Genomic DNA, 21,469 nt, shown 5'->3' with positions numbered 1-21,469 from the left:
CTCCCCCGCCGCCCGGTCTCCCCGGTGACCCCTCACCCACCGGTGACCTGGTCCGCGCCGACGATCTCCTCCAGCTCGGCGTCGTAGGCGGCGGCCGCCTCCTCCGGGGTGGCGTCGCCGAGCAGCACCGACTCCGTCGCCTGCTGGACCGCCTGCGACACCCGGGGGTACTCGCCGTAGGCGGGCCGGAAGTGCGTCACGTCGACCAGCTCGTTGGCCTCGGGGACGATGGGGGAGCGCTCCTGGTAGTCCTCGGACTCGGCCACGTCGGCCCGCACCGGGATCTGCGCGCCGCGCACCGCGAACTCGGTGGCGTTCTCCTTGCTCAGGGCCATCGCCATGACCTCCCACGCCAGATCGGGGTCGGCGGTCTGCGCGCCCATGGCCAGGGTCCAGCCGCCCGACAGGCTGGTTGCTCCGGGGGCGGAGCCGTCCTGGGTGGGCATGGCGGTGAAGGCCATCTCCTCCTCCCACTCGGGCCACGGACTGGCCCCGTCCTCGATCCATGTCTGCGTGGCCCAGGACCCGTCGAGGCTGATGGCCATCTCCCCCTGGGGCATGCGCTCCTCGAGGTTGAGCGTGGGGGCGTTGGCGTTGAGCATGTCCCGCGTGTCCAGGGACAGGCCCTCGGAGTAGACGGTGTCGTAGAACTCCAGGGCGTCGACGAACCCCTGCGACCCGGCCACCCATCTCCCCGCCTCCTCGTCGTAGAGGCGGTCGGGGGTGCCGGTGAGCAGCATCTGGAAGCCCTGCATCGAGGACACCTCCCCGGCCGGGGTGCCACCGAACAGGTTGAACGCGGTCACGTCGTCGCCGAACTCGTCCTGCACCGCGCGGGCGGCGTCCAGGACGGCGTCCCAGTCCTCCGGCTCCCAGGGCACCTCGACCCCGGCCTGCTCCAGCAGGGTGCGGTTGTACCAGAGGCCGCGGGTGTCGGTGCCGAGCATCACGCCGTACCGGGACCCGTCCCGCGCGGTCACGGCGGCGTCGGCCTGCTCGCTGTACTGGCCGGCGTCCTCCCAGGAGTCCCAGTACTCGTCGAGGGGGTGCAGGTATCCGGCCTCCACGTCCTGGTTGATGGTGAAACTGTCCTCGTAGAGGATGTCCGGGGCCTCGGAGGCCGACTGGTTCATCAGGTTGACCTGGGTCTGGTAGTCCTCGGCCGGGGCCTCGATGGGGTGCAGCTCCACGGTGACGCCCTCGTTCGCCGCCTCGAACTCCTCCTTGACCGTGCGCATGATCGCGTCCGCCGCGCGGAACGCGCCGAAGTCCTGGTAGACGACCTTCACCGTGCCGGGGTCGCGTCCGCTCCCCTCGCACCCGGCCGCAGCCGGGAGCGCGGCGAGGAGCAGGACGGCCGCGGCCGCCGGTGCCCGCTTCATCGGCCACCTCCTCATCTGCGCACCCCGCCCGTGTGAGGTGCGCCACTCGAATGTCGCACGAGTGGGCCCCGCCGATCCACGGTCCCCTGAGGCCTTTGCGTCCACGGTCACGGCCGAGGACTACCCTGGCGTGCGTGGCAGGACGGATCAGAGACGAAGACATCGCCCTCGTGCGCGAGCGCTCCCCCATCGCCGAAGTGATCGGGGAGTACCTCCAGCTGCGCAACGCGGGCGGCGGCTCGCTCAAGGGCCTGTGCCCCTTCCACGACGAGAAGTCCCCGTCCTTCAACGTCACCCCCTCGAGGGGCCTCTACCACTGCTTCGGCTGCGGGGTCGGCGGGGACGTCATCACGTTCGTCCAGGAGATGGACCACATCTCCTTCGTCGAGGCCGTCGAGGCCCTGGCCGCCAAGGCCGGGATCCGGCTGCGCTACGAGGAGGGCGGGTACACCCAGCGCGGCGACCAGGGGCAGCGCCAGCGGCTCATCGAGGCGCACCGCGCGGCGCAGGAGTTCTACGCCGAGAAGCTCCTCGCCCCCGAGGCACGGCACGCGCGGCGGTTCCTCACCGACCGGGGGTTCGCCCGAGCCGACGCCGAGCGGTTCGGGGTGGGGTACGCCCCCGGCGGCTGGGAGGCGCTCACCGCCCACCTGCGCGGCAAGGGCTTCAGCGACAAGGAGATCGTCACCGCCGGGCTCGGCGGGCAGGGGCGCCGCGGCGCCTACGACAAGTTCCGCGACCGCCTGGTGTGGCCGGTGCGCGAGGTCACCGGGGAGACCGTCGGCTTCGGCGCCCGCAGGCTCTCCGAGCGGGACGACGGGCCCAAGTACCTCAACACCCCCGAGACCCCGATCTTCAAGAAGGGCCACCTGCTCTACGGCCTCGACATGGCCAAGCGCGAGATGGCCCGCAGCGGCAGGGCCGTCATCGTCGAGGGCTACACCGACGTCATGGCCTGCCACCTGAGCGGCGTGCCCACCGCCGTCGCCACCTGCGGGACCTCCTTCGGCGAGGACCACGTCAAACTGCTGCGCCGCATCCTGCTGGACCGGGGCGGCGCCAACGCGCGCGTGGTGTTCACCTTCGACGGCGACGCGGCCGGGCGCAAGGCCGCGGTGCGCGCCTTCGCCGAGGAGCACAACTTCGCCGCCGAGACCTTCGTCGCCGTCGAGCCGGACGGGCTCGACCCGTGCGACCTGCGGCTGCAGAAGGGGGCCGAGGCGGTCGAGCATCTCATCGGCGACGCCAAGCCGCTGTACGAGTTCATGGTCCGCGAGGTCATCGAGCGCTACGACCTGGACACCGCCGAGGGCCGCATGGCCGGGCTGGACGCCGCCGCCGAGATCGTGGCCAGCATCCGCAACGAGGGCGTGCGCAAGCTCTACGGGGTCCACCTGGACCGGTGGCTGGGCATCATGGACGAGGAGTTCGTCCGGCGACGGGTGGAGCAGCACGTGCGCGGCGCCCGCACCGGCGGGGGGCGGCCGCGCGGCGGCCCGGCCCCGGCCGCTCCGCCCGGGGCCGCCGGGACGGCCCCCTACGACCTGCGGGACCCCTCGCTGCACCGGGAGCGCCAGGCGCTCAAGATCGCGGTCCAGGCGCCCGCCCTGGCCGCCGGCTTCGACGAGCTGGACGAGGACGCCTTCACCGCGCCGCAGCACAAGGCGGTGCTGGAGCTCATCCGCGCCCAGGGCGGGGTGGCGGCCGCGGGGGAGGGCGCCCAGTGGGCCGCCCGGCTGCGCGAGGCCGCGCCCGACGAGGAGCGGCGGGCCTTCGTCACCGCGCTGGGGGTCGAGCGGGTCGAGGTCGACGGCGAGCTGGACGAACGCTACGCCCGCAACATCATCGACACAATCCTTGTTCATTCCGCCAACCGCGCCGAGGCAAACCTCAAATCGCGCCTTGCCCGGCTGGACCCCGCCGCCGACGCCGAGGAGTACAACCGCGTCTTCGCCGAGCTTCTCGCCGCCGGCCAGCGCAAACGCGCGGTGCGTGAGCGCATCGCCGGGTCGGGGTAGCAGCGGGGTGACAATACTGGTTCTCTCTATTCGGCTGCATGAGCGGGCACACTGTAAGGGTGGCTCTATCGGTGCTGCCCAGCGAAACGCCTCCGGTCCGGCAGGTGGCGCAACTGGTCGCGGGCTCCGGTGCCGGGGAACCGGTCACCGTGGCCGACGTCGCCACGGCCCTTGAGCGGCTGGACCTGTCACCGGACGCCCTGGACCAGGTCGTCCGCGGACTCGTCCGGCACGGGGTCGACGTCGTGGACCCGGTCGCCGAGGAGGCCGCCCCGGCCGACCCCGGCCGCCGGACCTCCACCGGCGACCTGGTACGGATCTACCTGCGCGAGATCGGGCGCGTTCCGCTCCTGACGGCAGAAGAAGAAGTCGAACTGGCCAAATCGATCGAGGTCGGGCTGTTCGCGGCGGAGAAGCTGCGCCAGGCCCGGTCGGGTCCGGTGCCCCCGCAGATGGGCGCCGAGCTCGCCGGGGACCTCGACCACCTCGTCCGCGAAGGCGAGCGCGCCAAGCGCCGCCTGATCGAGTCGAACCTGCGCCTGGTGGTGTCCATCGCCAAGCGCTACATCGGCCGGGGCCTGCTCTTCCTGGACCTGATCCAGGAGGGGAACCTGGGGCTCATCCGCGCCGTGGAGAAGTTCGACTACACCAAGGGATTCAAGTTCTCCACCTACGCCACCTGGTGGATCCGCCAGGCCATCACCCGGGCCATCGCCGACCAGGCGCGCACCATCCGCATCCCGGTGCACATGGTGGAGACGATCAACAAGCTGATGCGGGTGCAGCGCCGGCTCCACCAGGAGCTGGGGCGCGAACCCACCCCGGCCGAGCTCTCCGGGGAGCTCGGGTGCGGCGACGAGCGGGTCCAGGAGATCCAGCGCATCGCCCAGGAACCGGTGTCCCTCCAGGCCCCCATCGGGGAGGAGGACTCCGACTTCGGCGACTTCATCGAGGACTCCGACGCGGTCGTCCCGGTGGAGGCCGCCGCCTTCATCATGCTCCAGGACCACCTGGTGGACCTGCTGGGCGGGCTGTCCGACCGCGAACAGCGCATCATCCAGCTGCGCTTCGGCCTGGCCGACGGGCACCCGCGCACCCTGGAGGAGGTGGGGCGGGAGTTCGGGGTGACCCGTGAGCGCATCCGCCAGATCGAGTCCAAGACCCTCGCCAAGCTGCGCCACCCCTCGCGCGCGCAGATGCTCCGCGACTACCTGGACTGAGGGCGGGGGGACCAGAGGCCCCTGAGGGGCCGGAGGACAAGGTCCCCGTCCGGTCCGCCGCCCGGCCCCGCCTCGACGGGGGCGCGGCGCCGTGCAGAACGACCGGAGGCGCCGCCGGGTTCCCGCACCCGGCGGTTCGGCCTGATGTGGCCGCGTGCGCCCGACCGTGTACTCCGCACGGGGCCCTGAAGCTACCTTCTTAGTGATGTCAGCGCAGTGGCGGACGGAGCCCCGCAAGGGGCGGGTACTCATCGGGGTCGTCGCGGCAGTGGCCCTCGGCGCCCTGTTCTTCGGCGCGTTCACCCGCGTCGTGGACTACGCGCCCAGCGCGGGGGGCGAGGACGGCGACGGGCTGCGCCGGCTGGCGTACTTCGCCGACTGGAACACCGCCAACCGCGGCTACTCGATCAAGGACATGCGCGACAGCGGCGCGGCCGAGCGCCTCACCCGGGTGATGTGGGCCTTCGGGGAGGTCAGCGACGAGGGGCGGTGCTTCATCGACCCCGAGGCCGACCAGCCCTGGGAGATCTACCAGCGCCGCTACGACGCCGGGGAGAGCGTGGACGGCGCGGCCGACGACTACGACCAGGCGCTGGCCGGGAGCCTGAACCAGCTGCGGAAGCTGCAGGAGGAGGAGCCGTCGCTGTCGGCGAGCATCTCCATCGGCGGCTGGAACACCTCCACCTACTTCTCCGAGGCGGTGCGCACCGAGGAGTCCCGCCGGGAGTTCGTGTCCTCCTGCATCGACCTGTGGATCCGCGGGGACCTGCCGCGGCTCGGCGACGAGCCGCAGGGCGGGGAGGGCGCGGCCGCCGGCGTCTTCGACGGCATCGACCTGGACTGGGAGTGGCCCGGCGGGTCCGGGCACCCCGACAACGTCGAGCACCCGGACGACCCGCGCAACTTCACCCTGGCCGTGCAGGAGTTCCGGCGCCAGCTCGACGCGCTGGAGGAGGAGACCGGGGAGGAGTACACGCTGTCGGTGTCGCTGGCCAACGACGCCGAGATCATCGACAGCAGCTACGAGCCCGCGGTCTTCGAGCCGATCGACTTCGCCACCGTGCAGGGCTACGACTTCACCGGGTCGTGGAGCCGCACCACCGACCACCACTCGCAGCTGTACGCCCCCAGCGGCGACGAGGGCGACCCCAGCAGCGACCGGGCGGTGCGCCAGCTGCTCGACCACGGGCTGCCGCCGGAGAAGCTGGTGCTCGGCTTCCCCGGGTTCGGACGCGGCTGGTCGGGGGTGTCCCCCGAGGGGTTCGGCCGCTACGCCCCGGCCCAGGGGCCGGCCGAGGGCGACTACGGGGAGGCCACCGACTCCTACGAGGACCTGAAGGACCGCCCGGGCCAGCGCTTCTTCGACCCGATCCACGGCGCGTACTGGCTGTACGACGGCGACGAGTGGTGGACCTTCGACACCCCTGAGATCGTCCGGATGAAGGGGGCGTACGTGCGCCGCGAGGAGCTGGGCGGCCTGATGCTGTGGAACCTGGACATGGACCCCGAAGCGGAGCTGGTCGAGGCCATGGACGAATCCCTGGAGGGCGGCTGAGCGGCGCCCCACAGGCCGCCGCGCCCGGCGCGTTCAGTGCGCCCAGCGGTCACGGCGGTCATGGAGCGCGTCCACAGCGGTCACGGTGCTCATGGAGCGCCCCGGGCACGTTCCTGGTGCCCGGTCACCGCGGTCACGGCGCCGGTCCAGGGTGCCGGTCGCGGTCACGGTGCTCATGGAGCGCCCCCGGCGCGTTTCCGGTGCCCGGTCACCGCGGTCACGGCGCCGGTCGCGTTCACCCTGCTCATGGAATGCCCCGGCGTGTTCCCGGTGCCTGGTTATGGCGTTCGCGGCGCCGGTCCACGGTGCCGGTCGCGGTCACGGTGCTCATGGAGCGCCCCGGGCGCGTTTCCGGTGCCCGGTTACGGTGTTCGCGGCGCCGGTCCACGGTGTCGGTCCACGGTGCCGGGCGCGCTCACCGTGCTCATGGAGCGCACCCGGCGTGTTCCCGGTGCTCCGTCACGTCCTGCGGTGCTCGGCCACGCCCGCCCCCGGGCGCCAGTGCCGGATCATCAGCCCGCCGTCCTCCACCGAGGTCAGCACCACCCCGGTCGGCATCAGCCGGAACAGGTGGAACGGCCCGGGCGGGACGCCCACCTCCCGGAAGGCCTCCAGCTCCTCGGGGTCGGTGACCTCCACCGCCGTCCCGGACACCTTGGCGTCCCCGTCGCCCATGGCCTCCTCGGCGTCCTCCCGGGTCACCTCGCCCGGGTTGGCGTGCAGCGCGAACCGGCCGTCGCGCTGGAGGTCGCGCGCCTTGACCGCGCCCGGCATCGACCCCAGGGTCAGGTGGCGCCCGTAGAACTGCACCTCCGTCCCGCTGACCCGGGGCGCCCCGTCGGAGCGCAGGGTGGCCAGCACGTGGTGCAGGGTCCGTTCGAACCTCCCGCGCACCCGCGCGGCCAGCTCCGGGGCCTCCTCCTCGAAGACCGCCCAGGGCACGCCCCGCCCCTCGTCCGTCCCCGTACCGGCCGCGCCGCTCTGCTTCTCCATCGTGTCCATGCCCTCCAGGGTCCCCGTCCCTCCTGACATCCTCTGTCAGGAAGGAGCGCGGGTGCGGAATCGGCACGCCGTGCGGGCGGACGGTTGTCACACGGTGCCGCGCCGCGACAGGCTTGGGCCCATGCGCGACACCCTCAGCGGCACCGCCGATCCCGACGACACCCCCTCCCGGAGCGCCGCACCCGGGACGCCCGGCGGGGTCGACACCGAAGCCCTCCGGCGCGCCCTGCGGTCCGGAGTCTCCGGGCGGGTGGCCTTCGACCCCGGCACCCGCGCCCTGTACACCGCCGACGCCTCCAACTACCGCAGCGTCCCGCTCGGGGTGGTGCTGCCCCGCACCACCGACGACGTCGCCGCCGCCGTCGCCGTCTGCGCCGAGTACGGGGTGCCCGTCACCCCGCGCGGCGGGGGCACCAGCATCGCCGGGAACGCCATCGGCCCCGGGGTGGTCATCGACGCCTCCCGCCACCTGACCGCCATCGAGGAGGTCGACCCGGACGCCCGCACCGCCCGGGTGCAGCCCGGGGTGGTCCTGGACCGGCTGCGCGAGGCCGCCGCCCCGCACGGGCTCACCTTCGGCCCCGACCCCTCCACGCACAGCCGCTGCACCGTGGGCGGCATGATCGGCAACAACGCCTGCGGGTCGCACTCGGTGGCCTGGGGCACCACCGCCGACAACGTCGAATCGCTGGACGTGCTCCTGGCCGACGGCACCCGGATGCGGGTGGGCGCCACCACCAAGGAGGAGTTCGACCGGCGGGCGGCCCTGCCCGGCCGCGAGGGCCGCGTCTACGCGGAGCTGCGCGACCTGGCCGACACCTACGCCGAGCCGCTGCGCACCGGCATGCCCCGGCTGGCCCGCCGGGTGTCCGGGTACTCCCTGGACCGGCTGCTGCCGGAGAACGGCGGCAACATCGCCCGAGCGCTCACCGGCACCGAGGGCGGCTGCGTCACCGTCCTGGGCGCCACGGTGAACCTGGTCCCCGCGCCGCCCGCCAAGGCCCTGGCCGTGCTGGGCTACCCCGACGCCCCGGCCGCCGCCGACGCGGTGCCCGAGATCCTCACGCACGGCCCGCTCACCGTGGAGGGGCTCAACGAGCGGCTCGTCGCCGGGCTGGACCGGCCCGGCGCCCGCTCCGGGGTGGCGCTGCCCGACGGGCGCGCGTGGCTGCTGGTCGAGCTGGCCGGGGAGGACGCGGGCGCGGCCGCCGCCGCGGGGCGCGCCCTGGTCGCCGCCCTCAAGGGCGGCGCACGCCCCTCCGGGTCGGCGGTGGTCACCGACCCGGCGCAGGCCCGCGCCCTGTGGCGGATCCGCGAGGAGGGGGCCGGGCTCACCTCCCGCACCGCCTCCGGGGCCGAGGCCTGGTCGGGGTGGGAGGACGCCGCCGTGCCGCCCGAGCGGCTCGGCTCCTACCTGCGGGAGTTCGACCGCCTCATGGAGCGGCACGGGCGGGACGGCGTCGTCTACGGCCACTTCGGCGAGGGCTGCCTGCACGTGCGCATCGACTTCGAGCTGGGCACGGAGCCGGGCGTGCGGAACTACCGGGCGTTCATGGAGGACGCCGCCGACCTGGTGGTGGCGCACGGCGGGTCCATCTCCGGCGAGCACGGCGACGGGCGGGCCCGTTCGGAGCTGCTGCCCCGGATGTACGGCCCGGAGCTGATGGAGGCCTTCGGCGCGTTCAAGAGGGTGTGGGACCCCGACGGACTGATGAACCCCGGCGCGGTGGTCGCCCCGCGCCCGCTCGACGCCGACCTGCGGGTGCCCGCCTCGGGGCGGGCGCCGCTGACCGTGCTCTCCTACGCCGAGGACGGCGGCGACTTCGCCAAGGCGCTGCGCCGCTGCTCGGGGGTGGGCAAGTGCCGCCGCCACGAGGGGCCCGGCGTGATGTGCCCGAGCTACCAGGTCACCCGGGAGGAGAAGCACTCCACCCGGGGGCGGGCGCGGATGCTGTTCGAGATGCTCAACGGCGAGGTAGTCACCGACGGGTGGCGCTCGGAGGAGGTCCGCGACAGCCTCGACCTGTGCCTGTCGTGCAAGGGGTGCCTGAGCGACTGCCCGGTCGACGTGGACATGGCCTCCTACAAGGCCGAGTTCCTGCACCACCACTACAAGGGGCGGCTGCGTCCGGCGTCGCACTATTCGATGGGGTGGCTGCCGGTGTGGGCGCGGCTGGCGGCGCTGGCCCCGGCCGAGGTCGACCGGGCGGCCCGTGCGCCGGGGCTGTCGGCCCTGGTGAAGCGGGCGGGCGGGATCGCCCGGGAGCGGGACCTGCCGTCGTTCCCCCGCACCACCTTCACCCGCTGGTTCCGCCGGAGGCCCCCGGCGCCGGGGCACCGCGGCGCGGTGGTGCTGTGGCCGGACACCTTCGGCACCTACTTGGAGCCGCGGGTCCCGGCGGCCGCCGTGCGGGTGCTGGAGAGCGCCGGGTTCCGGGTGGTGCTGCCCAAGGGGCCGGTGTGCTGCGGCCTGACATGGGTGTCGACGGGGCAGCTCGGGGTGGCCCGCCGGGTGATGCGGCGGTCGGTGCGGGCCCTGGAGCCGTTCACCCGGGCGGGGGTGCCGGTCGTGGGGCTGGAGCCGAGCTGCACGGCGGCCCTGCGCACCGACCTGAAGGAGTTGCTGCCGGGGGAGGACGCCGACCGGACGGCGGCGTCGGTGCACACGCTCGCGGGGTTCCTGAGCGAGGCCGCCCCGGACTGGGAGCCGCCGCAGGTGGCGGGCGACGCGCTGGCGCAGGTGCACTGCCACCAGCACGCGGTCATCGGCTACGACGCGGAGCGGGAGCTGATGGACAGGGCGGGTATCCGCACGCGGGTGCTGGACTCGGGTTGCTGCGGCCTGGCGGGCAACTTCGGCTTCGAGGAGGGGCACTACGCGGTGTCCAAGGCGGTGGGGGAGCAGTCCCTGCTGCCGGAGGTGCGGGGCGCGGGGCCGGACACGATGGTGGTGGCCGACGGCTTCAGCTGCCGCACCCAGGTGGCCCAGGAGACCGGCCGCACCGCCGTCCACCTGGCCGAGGCCCTGGCGAGCGGCCTCCCGAAGGGGTAGGGGCGCTCGGGGCACGTGCCCAGCGCGGCGCTGGAGTGGCGCCATTTCCGACAGGCCGGGTCGGCCCGCCGACCCGGCCCCCTTCCGCAGTTGATCTCGGGGGACCGACACCAGAACCGCGGTCTCGGGTTCCGGGCTCTCGCGGTGCGGGTGGATGACGCGGTCAGGTGGGCGGCTGGGCCGGTCCCCCGCTCACGGTTCCGGCCGGGCGGCGGGCTGTCGGAGTGTGGGGTGGTCGGCGGCGACGACGGAGGTGGGCAGCCCTTCCGGTAGCGCTGTCGGCCGAGGCGCGTGTGCGTGGTCGCCGGGGAGGGCGGCGACGGCAGAAGCGGGGCGGTTCCCGGGCGCTGCTTGCCGTCCGTCTGGCTGCTCTCGGTCCGGGTGGGCGGCGCGGTGGGCAGGGTGCGTGGTCGTCCGCGTTCGTGGCGGCCGCCGCCCCGGTGCGCCCCTACTCCGCGATGATCTCGACAGGAGTGCTGTCAAAACCGCCGGAATGGCAGCACCTTCGTCGAGATCATCGCCGAGGGGCGGGTGAGGGGGTGTGGGGGCATCCTGTGTCGTGAAATCGACGCCTGATCAGCCGAAAAGTGTCGATTCCACGACGCAGGATGCCCGGCCCCGTCATCTGTCGCCCGTTATGCCCGGTATGGGCCGCCCGGGAGGCCCTCTCCGCGTTGATCTCGGGGAACTCGGGGTTGAACCGGACACGATAAGCCCGACTTCCCCGAGATCAACACCAGTGCGCCCCGCGCCGCTGCCCCCTCGTTGATCTCGGGAGAAGCGACGCTAAAACCGGCCTGGTAGGGGCGTTTTTCCCGAGATCAACGAGGAGGGCGCGCCGGGGGTGCGGGCGCCACGAGCGCGGGCGAGCACGCGTCCACCTGGTCGCGTTGCCGCCTGGACCGCGAGGGGCCCGCCGCACGGCTGGCAGGGTCGGGGAACCGCCCGGCTGTTGCCGTTGCCGCCCTCCACGGGGACCACGTACACGCGCCTCGACCGACAGCGCTGCACTAGGGGCCGCCCACTTCAGTCGTCGCTGCTCTCGACGCTGCACTCCGGTGGCCCGCCGCTCGGCTGGGGGCCTGGAGTGGGGGACCTGCTGTGCCGCCCGCCTGGACCGCGAGGGGCCCGCCGCACGGCTGGCAGGGGTGGGGGACCGCCCGGTTGTTGCCGTCGCTGCTATCTACGGGGACCATGCACACCCGCCTCGGCCGACGACGCTGCCGCATGGGCCGCCGGCTGCGGCCTGGACGGGAACGGGCCCGGCACCCGAGGGGATCAGGTGCCGGGCCCGTGGGCCGGGGGCGTGTTGCGCGGGCTCACACGCCCCAGAAGTCCCGGCCGCAGGGGTAGGCGTCCTCCGAGAGGTACGTCGGCAGGTCGGGGTCGTTCTCCTCCAGCAGGGCGGCGTGCTCGGCCGCGCCCATGTTGTACTCCTCGCGGGCGCCGAGGCAGTCGTACATGTTCTTGAACAGCGTCTCGATCTGGTCGACACTGGCGCCGTCGTCGGCGGAGGCCTCGGCGAAGTCCTGCATCGAGGTCTCGAGGTCCGCGCTGAGCGTGTCCACCTCGCTGTACAGGCCCGGGAGGTCGGCGGCCTCATAGGCCTCCTGCGCCTCCTGCTCGCGCTGCTTGGCCTCCTCCTCGTTCCCCTCGATCTCGCCGCCGAGTGCCTCGATCTCGTCGTTGGCGCTGTTCAGCTGGCTGGTGGTCTCCTCGTTCTGCATGTAGAAGTACACGGTTCCGCCGCCGCCCACCAGGGCGAGCACGGCGACCACGGCCAGGGCGACGATCAGGCCGGTCGGCTTCTTCCGGGAGGCGGACGACGGCGCGGGCTGCTTGTCCCACGGGATCTGCGGCCCGCCGGGGCCGCCGGGACCGCCGGGACCAGGGGCGCCGGGGCCGGTCGGCCCGCCTGGGCCCTGTGCATGGCCGCCGGGGACGCCGCCGGGCGGCTGTGCTCCGGCCGGAGGGGTCGGCCGGGCGCCGGGCGGGTTCTGCCCGGGCGGGACGCCCGGAGCCCCCGGGGCTCCGGGAGCGCCGTGGCCGCCGGGGGCACCCGGGGCGCCCTGCCCCGGGGCGGGCCCGGCACCGGGGTTGCGGTACGGGTCTGAGGGGCCGTGCGGTGGGACGGGAGGGTTCGGGGACCCCATGGTTCTCCTGTCTACGACGCTGTGTGGCGTGCCGTTCAGTCGGCGCTCCGGTGCGGCTCGGGGACCGCGGTGCGGTGGCGGTCGGGGGGAGTCCGGTACCGGAGAGTGCGCGGACCGTGACCGGCTTTCCCAACGTTAGAGCCCATGTGGGGGCGGAATGTTCCGAGGGGCGGTGAAAAACGGTGAATCGTCCGACTCCGGCCGCACGGAACCGGGTGGGCCGGGGTCGGCGGGGCCGGGGCGGGTGCTCATACCCCGGTCCGCTCGCGTACGGCCGCGAGTTCGTGCCGGACGGCCTCGCGCACCCGGGGGTCGTCCGGGTCCAAGCCGTCGTCCAGGTGGACCCGCCAGTCGACCTCGGTGCCGCCCGGCGGCCGACGGGCCACCAGCCGGAACCCGGCGCCGCCCTCCGGCAGCTCGCCGCGGTGGCTGACCACGATGGTGGCGGTGACCCGCTCGTGCACGGTCTCGGCCAGCCGCCCCGGGTCGGGGACGGCGTACACGTGCTCGCCGGCGCCCTCCTCGGTGAAGGTGAACGCCTCGCCGTCGGCGTCCCAGCGCGCACGGTCGATGTCCTGCCAGGGGACGCGGCGACCGTCGGGGAGGTGCAGGGCGCGGTCGGTGGAGACGAGTGGGCCCACACGGGACTCGGCGTGCGCCAGCACGCGTTCGCCCCGCTCCAGCCGGAGCCGGTCGCGGACCTCCCGGGGGACGGTGGGGCGGAGCCATCTCATGGGCCCACCCTAGATCTTCGGCCGCGCGGCGGTAAGCGGGGCAGGGGGAGCGGCGGGAACCCTGTCCGGCCCCGCAGGGGAGCGCTTACGGGTGGGACGGGCACGGTCCCCTCGATCCCGCCCGCGCGCTCCGCCCTCCCCGGGGCGGGACGCGGCCAGGGCGCAGGGGACCGTGCGGGACGGCGGTCCGCCCTCGGCCGTCCGGGTGCGTCCAGCGGTGACCGGGTCCGGTCACCGCTCGGCGTCGGATCGGGCGCCTCCCGGGGCGGTGCCGTTGGACCCGGCCCACGCCTCCGCCTCGGCCGCCATCTCCGCCTCCATCTCGGCCTCCTCCTCGGAGGTGGGCCGGGACAGGAAGTCCCGGACGGAGGTGACCGGGAGCCGCTCGCCCACCTTGGCGGCGACGGCCTTCCCGGCGTTGCCGACCTGGGCCCCGACGATGCCCGCGGTCTCCTGGACGGCGGGGTTCTCCACGACCCTGCGGGCGGCCCCGGCGATCTGCTCATAGCGGGCGCGCCCGGCCTTGGCTCCGAGGACGTAGCCGACGGCGAGGCCGGCGATGAAGGTGATCCGGTAGCGCATGGGTACCCCTCGGCGTCGAGTGCTGATGGGTCCGACGTTACCCCGCGCGGCCGCCCGAGCTCCGGAAGGCGCCCGAGGGAAGGGCGATCGGGGCGGGATGACCTGTCACGAGCACGCCTGGAGGTGCGCTAGAGTATTACCTGTCGCCGCGGGGGACAGGCCCTCCGAACGGCGGCGGGAGAACCATCCCGCGTAGCTCAATTGGCAGAGCAGCCGGCTGTTAACCGGCAGGTTACTGGTTCGAGTCCAGTCGCGGGAGCATCCACGCGAGGCCCACAGGGGGAACCTGTGGGCCTTTTCGCGTTCCCGGCCCCCGTCTCGGGAAATCTGGGCCTTGACCGCGTTCGGTGACCCCTTGATAGCTTTTCGCTCATCTGGGAGCGCTCCCAGGGTTCTGGGAGCCGCAGCGAGCACACGACGGAAGGCATCGCCCCCTGCTGCTCGGACCGGCCCCCCGCTCGGGCCGGGCGGCCTCATCCCCACCCCTGCCCCCGCCCCCTTCCCACGCCCCGGCGCTCAACGCCGTGCCGGGCGTCGCCCTGATGATCCCGTCCGGCCGACCGGTGGACGGCCGCGGCTCCGTCGCGCAAGGGCTCGCACGCGCCCCTTCCCGAGTCCGTCGATCCGACATGCCACGGAGAAGAAGGAGAGAACGCGACATGCCATCAACGGCCAGAATCGGGGCCGCCCTCGTCGCGGCCATCATCGGCCTGGTCACGGCGCTGGTCGTGGCACCGCCCGCATCCGCTCAGGAGGACTACCGGCGGGGTCCGGACCCCACGCTGGAGAGCGTCTCGGCCCCGTCGGGGACGTTCGCCACCGACGAGGTCGACGTCCAGCCCGGCCACGGGTTCAACGGCGGGAAGATCTACTACCCCACCGACACCAGCCTGGGGACCTGGGGCGCGGTCGCCGTTGTGCCCGGCTACACCGCCAAGTGGGACGACGAGGGCGCCTGGATGGGCCACTGGATCGCCTCCTTCGGGTTCGTCGTCATCGGCATCGACACCAACAGCCCCCAGGACTGGGACGACGCGCGCGGCGATCAGCTGCTGGCGGCGCTGGACTACCTCACCCAGGACAGCCCGGTCGCCGACCGGGTCGACCCCGACCGGCTGGGCGTGATGGGCCACTCGATGGGCGGGGGCGGCGCCGTCAACGCGGCGACGAAGCGGCCGGACCTGCAGGCGGCCGTGCCCTTCGCGCCGGCCTCGTTCAGCCAGGACCTCTCCGGTGTCCAGGTCCCGACGCTGGTGATGGGCGCCGAGGACGACGGGGTCATCACTCCGGGCGACCTCGACCGGCTGTACGCGAGCCTGCCCGCCGGGACCCCCGGCGCCTACGTCCAGCTCGCCGGAGGCGGCCACGGCTTCCCCACCTACGGCAACACGGACGTGACGCGCCTGACGATCCCCTGGCTGAAGATCTTCATCGACAACGACACCCGGTACACGCAGTTCCTGTGCCCGGAGATGGCCGACCCCTCCGGCATCTCCCGGTACGAGAACACGTGCCCCTACGACCCCCTCGCCTAGAGAGCCACGGCAGAGCACCCACGTGGGGCCCACGGGGAGACCTGTGGGCCCCACGGCGCATCCCACCGGCGGTCGTCGGGACGGCACGCCGACTCGGAGACATTTCGTTTTTTTCGAATATCGCTACCATGGGGGTATGGCGCGCACACTCCGGGAACACACGGTCCTCCCGCCCGACGATCCGTCGGCACTGGCGAGGTTCGCCCATGAACTGGGCGGGCCGGACCGCCCCGGACAGGCCCGCCTCGTGGGTCCGGACGGTTCGGAGATCGAGGTCCCCGACGAACTGTACGAGGCGCTCTGCGGCGTCGTGGAAGCCCTGTCCCAGGGGTTGGCGGTGTCGATCGCTCCGCACAATACGATGCTGACCACACAGGAGGCCGCCGACCTGCTCAACATCTCCCGGCCCACTCTGGTGCGGCTGTTGTCCGAAGGGGAGATCCCCTTCACGATGCGCGGGCGCCACCGCAGGGTCCTGCTCCGGGACATCCTCGCCTATCAAGAGCGCACACGGCGTGACCGTCGGCGGGTCCTCGACGATATGGCCGCGGAAGGCGAGGATGCGGGCCTGTACGAGGCCACGTCCACGCCCCGTGACACCCGGTGAGGTCGGAGATCCGTGGCATTCCCCGCCCTCCTCGACACGTGCGTCATGTACCCCGCGTATCTCTCCGACACCCTGCTCCGCCCGGCAGAGACGGGGACCTACCGCCGCCTCTGGTCGGCCGACGTCCTGACCCCGGGCTCACCATGAGGGTCCTGGAGGAACAGGCCGGCTCGTACCGCCGGGAGCCGACCACCGTCCCCGGTGTACTGACCAGGCTCGAACAGGGGGGTGTCCCGCGGTTCGCGGCCGAGGTGCGGCGTCATCTCAGGTGAGTCGTGTCGTGCCGGGGCGCGGGAAGGCGAGGGAGCGGGTGGTCCGGTTCCCTCGCCTGCCGGGGCGCCTGCCTTATGGCTTCTTCGCTATGGCGCCGATGATGATGTGCTTGTTGCGCGGCGGCATCACGTAGTTCCCCGCCTGTGCGCTCTCCTTCGGAAGGGGGCGCCAGTCGTTCAGGGGGACCAGTCCCGGCTCCACCAGCGGCCACCCCTGGAAATAGGAGAGGATCTCCTCCCGAGTGCGCCACAGGCCGTGGCCGAGCTTCTCCATGAACGCCTTTTGCAGTGCCTCGGCCCTCTTCGCGCTCTTGGGCGAGCGCACGGCGTCGGGGCGGCAGAAATGGCTGATGACGAGGTGGCTTCCCGGGGCGAGCGCATCGCACAGTTCGCGGGTGATTCCGCCCGGGTCCTCCTCGTCCTGCAGGTGGTGCAGGATCCCCCCGAGCATCAGCGCCACCGGCCGGTCCGGGTCGATCAGCCCGGTCGCCACGGCCTCCTGCAGCACCGCCTTGGGGGCGGTCAGGTCGGCCTTGAGGACGATCGTGGTGTTGTTGTCGGCCAGCAGCGCCCGCGCGTGCGCCAGCACCATGGGGTCCTTGTCGACGTACACCACGCGGCCGTGCGGGGTGCTCTCGTGCACCACCTCGTGCACGTTGCCGTCGGTGGGCAGGCCCGAGCCGATGTCGAGGTACTGCTCGATCCCCGCCTCGGTCGCCAGGTAGCGCGCCGCGCGCTGCACGAACGCCCGGTTGCCCAGCGCCAGGTCGGTGACGCCCGGGACGACCCCCTCCGCGTAGTTCGCCATTTCGCGGTCGGCCTCGAAATGGTCCTTGCCGCCGAGGAAGTACGAATACACACGCGCGATCGACGGCTTCGTCAGGTCGATGTCGGGCGGCTCGGTGTACTTCTGGCCGGTCCGCTTCAGGAATTCGGGGGGGTCGGGTCGGGCCATCGGCGTCCCATCGTCATCCGGGGGGATAGCGCTGTGCTCCGGAGTCTATTCCTCGCGGACGCGCTTGGTAACCGTCGGATCAGGGACGGACGGCCCGAAACGGGTGCGTCCCCGGTCAACGGCCTGATGCGGCCACGGCCCCCGCCGACCGGGGGCGGTCTGGTATTCCGGCCGGGAGCCGCCCCCGCCGGCGGGGCCCAGGAAGCAGGAGCGCCGGCCGTGCCCCGGGCCGGGCCCGGGGCACGGCCCCGAAGTGTCAGCCGATGGACCGCCCCGCGTAGTCGGGGGCCTCCTCGACCGCGTCCGCCAGGCGGGCCAGCACCTCGTCGGGGAAGGGCACCGTGCCGCCGTTCACCTGGTCGACGTGGAGCGCCATGACCTCCTCGGTCGCGCGCAGCACGCCGTCCAGCCACATCTCGTGGCACACGCGGACCTTCTTGGCGCCCGCCGACACCACCCGCGTCCACACCTCCAGGTCCGCCTCGGGCGGGACCTCGCGCAGGTAGCGGACGTGCGCCTCGACCGTGTACAGCGAGCACCCGCTGCGCTCCCGGTACCCGGCGTCCATCCCGGCGCGGTCCATGAGCGCGTCGGTGGCGAACCCGAACACCAGCACGTAGTAGGCCTCGCTCAGGTGGCCGTTGTAGTCGATCCACTCGGGCCGGACCCGCTGGACCAGGTGCGGCCCGCTCACGCGCCGCCCCCTTCGCCCCCGCGCGCCCGCGCCTCGGCGGCCTCCTCGGCCTCGACCTCGGCCAGCGCCCGCATCACCGCGATCATCCGGCGGTCGCGCTGCTCGATCAGCTCGGACGTGCTCCGGCCGGCCACCACCTCGTCGGTCCCGGCCACCATGGCGTCGCGCAGCCCGGCGGTGAGCTCGGGCGCCTCCAGACGGGTCCACGGCGACTTCAGCGACGGGCCGAAGTGGTCGAGCATGTGCGCCATGCCGCCCTCGCCGCCGGCCAGGTGGAAGGTCAGGCACGGCCCGAAGAACGCCCAGCGCAGCCCCATCCCGGCGGTCATGGACAGGTCGATCTGCTCCACCGTGGCCTCGCCCTCGGCCACCATGTGCAGCGCCTCCCGCCAGGCCGCCTCCTGGATGCGGTTGCCGATGAAGCCCGGCAGCTCCCGGTCCATGGTGATGACCTGCTTGCCCGCGGCCCGGTAGAACTCCGAGGCCCACTCCACGGCCCAGCGCTCCGTGGACTCCCCGCCCACGACCTCCACCAGCGGCACCAGGTAGGGCGGGTTGAACGGGTGCCCCACCACCAGGCGCTCCGGCCGGGCGGCCTTGACCTGCATCTCGCTCATCGAGTAGCCGGAGGTGGAGGAGCCCACCACCACGTGCTCGGGCGCGGCCTCGTCGATCTCGGCGAGCAGGGAGACCTTCAGGTCGAGCCGCTCGGGGGCGCTCTCCTGCACGAAGTCCGCCCCGGCGACCGCCTCGGCCAGCGTGCCGGTGACGGTCAGCCGGTCCATCGACGCGCCCTCGGCCAGTCCCAGCCGGGTCAGCGCGGGCCAGGCCGAGGCGACCAGGCCGCGCAGCCTCCGCCCGGCGTCGGGTGCCGGGTCCCAGGCGCGCACGTCGTAGCCGCGGGCCAGGAAGTGGGCGACCCAGCCGCCGCCGATCACCCCCGCGCCCACGCACGCGACCGTGCGCACCCCGCCGGGCGCGGCCGTCGCCGCGGGGGCGCCGTTCGTCTCCGCCATCGGACACATCCTTCTCATCGTCGGGAAACCGCTCACGGGGGGTGGTGCCTGCCGGGAACGGCGTCCGGGCAGGCGAAAAGGGCCGCCCGCGGCCCGAAGGGGGCCGGGGCGGTTCAACGGGGCCGGTCCGGGCCGCACCGGCCCGGGACGGGGTCCGGCGTCAGCGCGCGCTGCGCAGCTTGAGCTTGGCGCGGGCCTCGTCGGGCGTGACGACCCGCGCGCCCAGCGCCTCGATGATGCCGCGCGCCTTCTCCACGAGCTGGCCGTTGGTGGCCTTGACCCCGCGGCTCAGGTAGAGGTTGTCCTCCAGGCCGACGCGGGCGTGCCCGCCCAGCAGCACCGACTGGGCCACCCACGGCATCTGCATGCGGCCGATCGCGAAGCTCGCCCACTCGGCGCCCTCGGGCAGCATCCGCACCATCGACTGCAGGACGCCCGGGTCGGCCGGCGCGCCGTAGGGGATGCCGGTGCACAGCTGGAACATGCTCGGGTCGTCGATGAGGCCCTCGGCGTACATCTGCTTGGCGAACCACAGGTGGCCGGTGTCGAAGATCTCCAGCTCCGGGCGCACGCCCAGCTCCTGGATGCGCCTGGCCCCGGCGCGCAGCATGTCCGGCGTGGAGATGTACACGCTGCTGCCGTCGCCGAAGTTGAGGGTGCCGCAGTCCAGCGTGCAGATGTCGGGCAGCAGCTCCTCGACGTGCGGCAGCCGGTCCAGCCCGCTGACCAGGTCGGTCCCGGCGCCGAAGGCGAACGGGTCGGCGCCCTTGCCGATCTCCAGGTCGCCGCCCATCCCGGCGGTCAGGTTGATGACGATGTCGGTGCCGGACTCCTTGATCCGCTCCACGACCTCCCGGTACAGCGCGTTGTCCCGGGAGGGGGCGCCGGTCTCGGGATCGCGCACGTGGATGTGCACCGCGCTGGCCCCGGCCCCGGCGGCCTCCACCGCGGAGGCGGCGATCTGCTCGGGGGTGACCGGGACGTGCGGGCTGCGGCCCACGGTGTCCCCGGCGCCGGTCAGCGCCGCGGTCAGGATGACCTCGGTGTTCATGGTCTCGTTCACGGGGATCCCTCGCTCGTGTGCGGGTGTTCGGTGGCCGGTGCGCCGCCGGCCGGCGGCTCGATCTGCGTGGTGACGAAGTCGTGCAGGGCGGTGCGCATCCCCTCGACGGTGCGCCCGGGGCGCCCGGTGAGCACCTGGATGCCCAGGCCGTCGATGAGGGCGGTGAGGCGGACCGTCATCGCCTCGGCGTCCAGGTCGGCGCGGAAGGCGCCGGAGGCGGCGCCGTCGCGCAGCGTGCGGGCGATGGTGTCGTGCCAGCGCTGGTAGGAGTCGGCGTGCAGCTCCCGCATCGCGGGGTCGAGCGCGGACTCGGTCCACACCTGCATCCAGATGGACCACTCCCGGGCCAGGTGCCCGGGGGAGGGCAGCTGCAGCTCGATGAGGCGGTGCAGCCGCTCGCGCGCGTCCTCGATGCCGTGCAGGACCGCGACCTGGCGGTCGAAGGCCTGCTTGACCGAGGAGCGCAGGGTCTCGTCGAGCAGCTCGCGCAGGGTGGGGAAGTGGTAGTGGATGGCGGCGCTGGACACCCCGCACTCGGCGGCGATGTCGGCGGTGCGCACCGAGTGGTAGCCGCGCTCGGCGATGAGCCGCCAGGCGGCGTCGGTGATCTGGCGCCGCCGCCCCTGCTCGCGCGCGGCGCGCACGTCCCGCCCGGCGTCGGGGGGCGGCTCGGTTGCCACCGCGACCCGGGGGGCCGAGACGCCGCCGTCGGCGGCGTCGTCGCCGTGCAGCAGCCAGTTGACGGTCACCCCGGCGGTGTCGGCGATGCGGATGAGCTCTTCGGCGGTGAAGCGCCGGGTGCCGCTGAGCGACTTGGAGAGCTTCGAGGCCTCCAGGCCCATGACGGCGGCGAACTCGCGCTGCGGGCGCCCGGACCGCCGGATCACGTCGCGGACCCGGTGGCGCAGGCCCTCCATGTGGTCGGTCACGGGGGGTGACGCTAGCAGGGCGATGGCGATAATCGCAACGTCGCCGGGATGCGAACACTCCGGATCGTCGCAGCGTGTATCGGCTGAATCCGGGCCGTTGCGGCGATGCGATCCGACTGACTGTCGAATCAGAAAGGGACAGGGCGGCATTCGGCGCGCGAAGCCGGACCGGCGGTCGGCCGCAGGGGGGTGGGCCGTCCGCGGGCCCCGGACGCCGCCTCCGCAAGATCACTCATCAAAGTTGAGTGCTCTGGGCTCACCCTGATTGACGCACGGAGCGGCGTCGGGCAGTCTGTGGGGAGCGGTCACGGGTTGTGTCCGATGGGCTCAACTTGTCTGCGCCATATGTGTTGAATCGCGAACAGTCGGCGGAGGAATCTGCTCATGGCACGTGCGGTCGGTATCGACCTGGGAACGACCAACTCGGTCGTCTCGGTCCTGGAGGGCGGCGAGCCCACCGTCATCGCGAACGCCGAGGGCGCACGGACCACCCCGTCCGTCGTCGCCTTCGCCAAGAACGGCGAGTCCCTGGTCGGAGAGGTCGCCAAACGGCAGGCCGTGACCAACGTGGACCGGACCATCACGTCGGTGAAGCGGGAGATGGGCACGGACTGGAGCACGGAGGTCGACGGCAAGGCCTTCACGCCGCAGCAGATCAGCGCGTTCGTGCTGCAGAAGCTCAAGCGGGACGCCGAGGCCT

17 protein-coding genes and 1 tRNA gene are annotated in these 21,469 nt (G+C 73.2%); 8 read left to right on the top strand and 10 right to left on the bottom strand.

Features of this window, described 5'->3' with window-relative positions:
- Positions 1 to 32: 32 nt before the first annotated feature.
- Positions 33 to 1,382, bottom strand: a complete 1,350-nt coding sequence (locus O4J56_RS27195; RefSeq protein WP_270689735.1) for an extracellular solute-binding protein — start codon at positions 1,380 to 1,382, stop codon at positions 33 to 35.
- 134 nt (positions 1,383 to 1,516) lie between these two features.
- Between O4J56_RS27195 and dnaG the strand changes: the two genes are divergently transcribed.
- From dnaG to O4J56_RS27180, 3 genes are all read left to right on the top strand, one after another.
- Positions 1,517 to 3,400: a DNA primase gene (dnaG, locus tag O4J56_RS27190; RefSeq protein WP_270689734.1), complete on the top strand. Its 1,884-nt coding sequence runs from the start codon at positions 1,517 to 1,519 to the stop codon at positions 3,398 to 3,400.
- Between the two features lie 71 nt (positions 3,401 to 3,471).
- Positions 3,472 to 4,620, top strand: coding sequence for an RNA polymerase sigma factor RpoD (gene rpoD / locus O4J56_RS27185; RefSeq protein WP_270689737.1), 1,149 nt, complete (start codon positions 3,472 to 3,474; stop codon positions 4,618 to 4,620).
- Positions 4,621 to 4,825: 205 nt separating this feature from the next.
- On the top strand, positions 4,826 to 6,175 hold the full coding sequence (locus tag O4J56_RS27180) for a glycoside hydrolase family 18 protein (RefSeq protein WP_270689733.1): 1,350 nt from the start codon (positions 4,826 to 4,828) through the stop codon (positions 6,173 to 6,175).
- Positions 6,176 to 6,634: 459 nt separating this feature from the next.
- Here O4J56_RS27180 and O4J56_RS27175 read toward each other — a convergent pair whose 3' ends face one another.
- On the bottom strand, positions 6,635 to 7,168 hold the full coding sequence (locus O4J56_RS27175) for a pyridoxamine 5'-phosphate oxidase family protein (protein WP_408639181.1): 534 nt from the start codon (positions 7,166 to 7,168) through the stop codon (positions 6,635 to 6,637).
- A 130-nt stretch (positions 7,169 to 7,298) separates the two neighbouring features.
- Between O4J56_RS27175 and O4J56_RS27170 the strand changes: the two genes are divergently transcribed.
- Positions 7,299 to 10,229 carry an FAD-binding and (Fe-S)-binding domain-containing protein gene (locus O4J56_RS27170; protein WP_270689731.1) on the top strand — a complete coding sequence of 977 codons (2,931 nt, stop codon included), beginning with the start codon at positions 7,299 to 7,301 and terminating at the stop codon, positions 10,227 to 10,229.
- 1,319 nt (positions 10,230 to 11,548) lie between these two features.
- Here the strand turns inward: O4J56_RS27170 and O4J56_RS27165 are convergent.
- From O4J56_RS27165 to O4J56_RS27155, 3 genes are all read right to left on the bottom strand, one after another.
- Complete coding sequence (locus O4J56_RS27165; protein ID WP_270689730.1) at positions 11,549 to 12,382, bottom strand: hypothetical protein; 834 nt, start codon at positions 12,380 to 12,382, stop codon at positions 11,549 to 11,551.
- 248 nt (positions 12,383 to 12,630) lie between these two features.
- Positions 12,631 to 13,116, bottom strand: coding sequence for a hypothetical protein (locus O4J56_RS27160; protein ID WP_270689729.1), 486 nt, complete (start codon positions 13,114 to 13,116; stop codon positions 12,631 to 12,633).
- A 231-nt stretch (positions 13,117 to 13,347) separates the two neighbouring features.
- Complete coding sequence (locus O4J56_RS27155; protein WP_270689728.1) at positions 13,348 to 13,698, bottom strand: hypothetical protein; 351 nt, start codon at positions 13,696 to 13,698, stop codon at positions 13,348 to 13,350.
- Positions 13,699 to 13,884: 186 nt separating this feature from the next.
- Here O4J56_RS27155 and O4J56_RS27150 point away from each other — a divergent pair.
- The 3 genes from O4J56_RS27150 to O4J56_RS27140 all read left to right on the top strand — a co-directional run bounded on the left by O4J56_RS27150 (position 13,885) and on the right by O4J56_RS27140 (position 15,840).
- Positions 13,885 to 13,957: transfer RNA gene (locus O4J56_RS27150), tRNA-Asn, on the top strand.
- A 400-nt stretch (positions 13,958 to 14,357) separates the two neighbouring features.
- On the top strand, positions 14,358 to 15,233 hold the full coding sequence (locus tag O4J56_RS27145) for a dienelactone hydrolase family protein (RefSeq protein WP_270689727.1): 876 nt from the start codon (positions 14,358 to 14,360) through the stop codon (positions 15,231 to 15,233).
- Between the two features lie 136 nt (positions 15,234 to 15,369).
- Entirely contained in the window at positions 15,370 to 15,840 is a 471-nt protein-coding gene (locus O4J56_RS27140) for a helix-turn-helix domain-containing protein (protein ID WP_270689726.1), read from the top strand.
- A gap of 345 nt (positions 15,841 to 16,185) precedes the next feature.
- Here O4J56_RS27140 and O4J56_RS27135 read toward each other — a convergent pair whose 3' ends face one another.
- From O4J56_RS27135 to O4J56_RS27115, 5 genes are all read right to left on the bottom strand, one after another.
- Complete coding sequence (locus O4J56_RS27135) at positions 16,186 to 17,067, bottom strand: SAM-dependent methyltransferase (RefSeq protein WP_270689725.1); 882 nt, start codon at positions 17,065 to 17,067, stop codon at positions 16,186 to 16,188.
- Positions 17,068 to 17,323: 256 nt separating this feature from the next.
- A complete protein-coding gene (locus O4J56_RS27130) occupies positions 17,324 to 17,761 on the bottom strand; it encodes a thioesterase family protein (protein ID WP_270689724.1) in 438 nt (145 codons plus the stop codon).
- Entirely contained in the window at positions 17,758 to 18,777 is a 1,020-nt protein-coding gene (locus tag O4J56_RS27125; protein WP_270689723.1) for a 3-hydroxyacyl-CoA dehydrogenase NAD-binding domain-containing protein, read from the bottom strand. Before O4J56_RS27125 ends, O4J56_RS27130 begins: the two co-directional genes overlap by 4 nt.
- A gap of 160 nt (positions 18,778 to 18,937) precedes the next feature.
- The gene (locus O4J56_RS27120) at positions 18,938 to 19,840 is read right to left on the bottom strand and encodes a BKACE family enzyme (RefSeq protein ID WP_270689722.1); all 903 of its coding nucleotides are present in this window, start codon (positions 19,838 to 19,840) and stop codon (positions 18,938 to 18,940) included.
- A complete protein-coding gene (locus O4J56_RS27115) occupies positions 19,837 to 20,757 on the bottom strand; it encodes a TetR/AcrR family transcriptional regulator (RefSeq protein ID WP_270689736.1) in 921 nt (306 codons plus the stop codon). Before O4J56_RS27115 ends, O4J56_RS27120 begins: the two co-directional genes overlap by 4 nt.
- A gap of 396 nt (positions 20,758 to 21,153) precedes the next feature.
- On the opposite strand from O4J56_RS27115, the gene O4J56_RS27110 reads away from it, so the two are divergent.
- The coding region (locus tag O4J56_RS27110; protein WP_270689721.1) for an Hsp70 family protein at positions 21,154 to 21,469 on the top strand (316 nt) is incomplete at its 3' end.

Source organism: Nocardiopsis endophytica (assembly GCF_027706725.1).
Lineage (GTDB): Bacteria > Actinomycetota > Actinomycetes > Streptosporangiales > Streptosporangiaceae > Nocardiopsis_A > Nocardiopsis_A endophytica.
Note: the sequence above shows the minus strand (reverse complement) of the source record. Positions and strands in the feature narration are given on the sequence as shown.

Bases quoted from the DNA above. Each gene is read 5' to 3' on its own strand.
- O4J56_RS27195 (WP_270689735.1), bottom strand. From the start codon at position 1,382: ATGAAGCGGGCACCGGCGGCCGCGGCCGTCCTGCTCCTCGCCGCGCTC.
- O4J56_RS27180 (WP_270689733.1), top strand. From the start codon at position 4,826: ATGTCAGCGCAGTGGCGGACGGAGCCCCGCAAGGGGCGGGTACTCATC.
- O4J56_RS27175 (WP_408639181.1), bottom strand. From the start codon at position 7,168: ATGGAGAAGCAGAGCGGCGCGGCCGGTACGGGGACGGACGAGGGGCGG.
- O4J56_RS27170 (WP_270689731.1), top strand. From the start codon at position 7,299: ATGCGCGACACCCTCAGCGGCACCGCCGATCCCGACGACACCCCCTCC.
- O4J56_RS27165 (WP_270689730.1), bottom strand. From the start codon at position 12,382: ATGGGGTCCCCGAACCCTCCCGTCCCACCGCACGGCCCCTCAGACCCG.
- O4J56_RS27160 (WP_270689729.1), bottom strand. From the start codon at position 13,116: ATGAGATGGCTCCGCCCCACCGTCCCCCGGGAGGTCCGCGACCGGCTC.
- O4J56_RS27155 (WP_270689728.1), bottom strand. From the start codon at position 13,698: ATGCGCTACCGGATCACCTTCATCGCCGGCCTCGCCGTCGGCTACGTC.
- O4J56_RS27145 (WP_270689727.1), top strand. From the start codon at position 14,358: ATGCCATCAACGGCCAGAATCGGGGCCGCCCTCGTCGCGGCCATCATC.
- O4J56_RS27140 (WP_270689726.1), top strand. From the start codon at position 15,370: ATGGCGCGCACACTCCGGGAACACACGGTCCTCCCGCCCGACGATCCG.
- O4J56_RS27135 (WP_270689725.1), bottom strand. From the start codon at position 17,067: ATGGCCCGACCCGACCCCCCCGAATTCCTGAAGCGGACCGGCCAGAAG.
- O4J56_RS27125 (WP_270689723.1), bottom strand. From the start codon at position 18,777: ATGGCGGAGACGAACGGCGCCCCCGCGGCGACGGCCGCGCCCGGCGGG.
- O4J56_RS27115 (WP_270689736.1), bottom strand. From the start codon at position 20,757: ATGGAGGGCCTGCGCCACCGGGTCCGCGACGTGATCCGGCGGTCCGGG.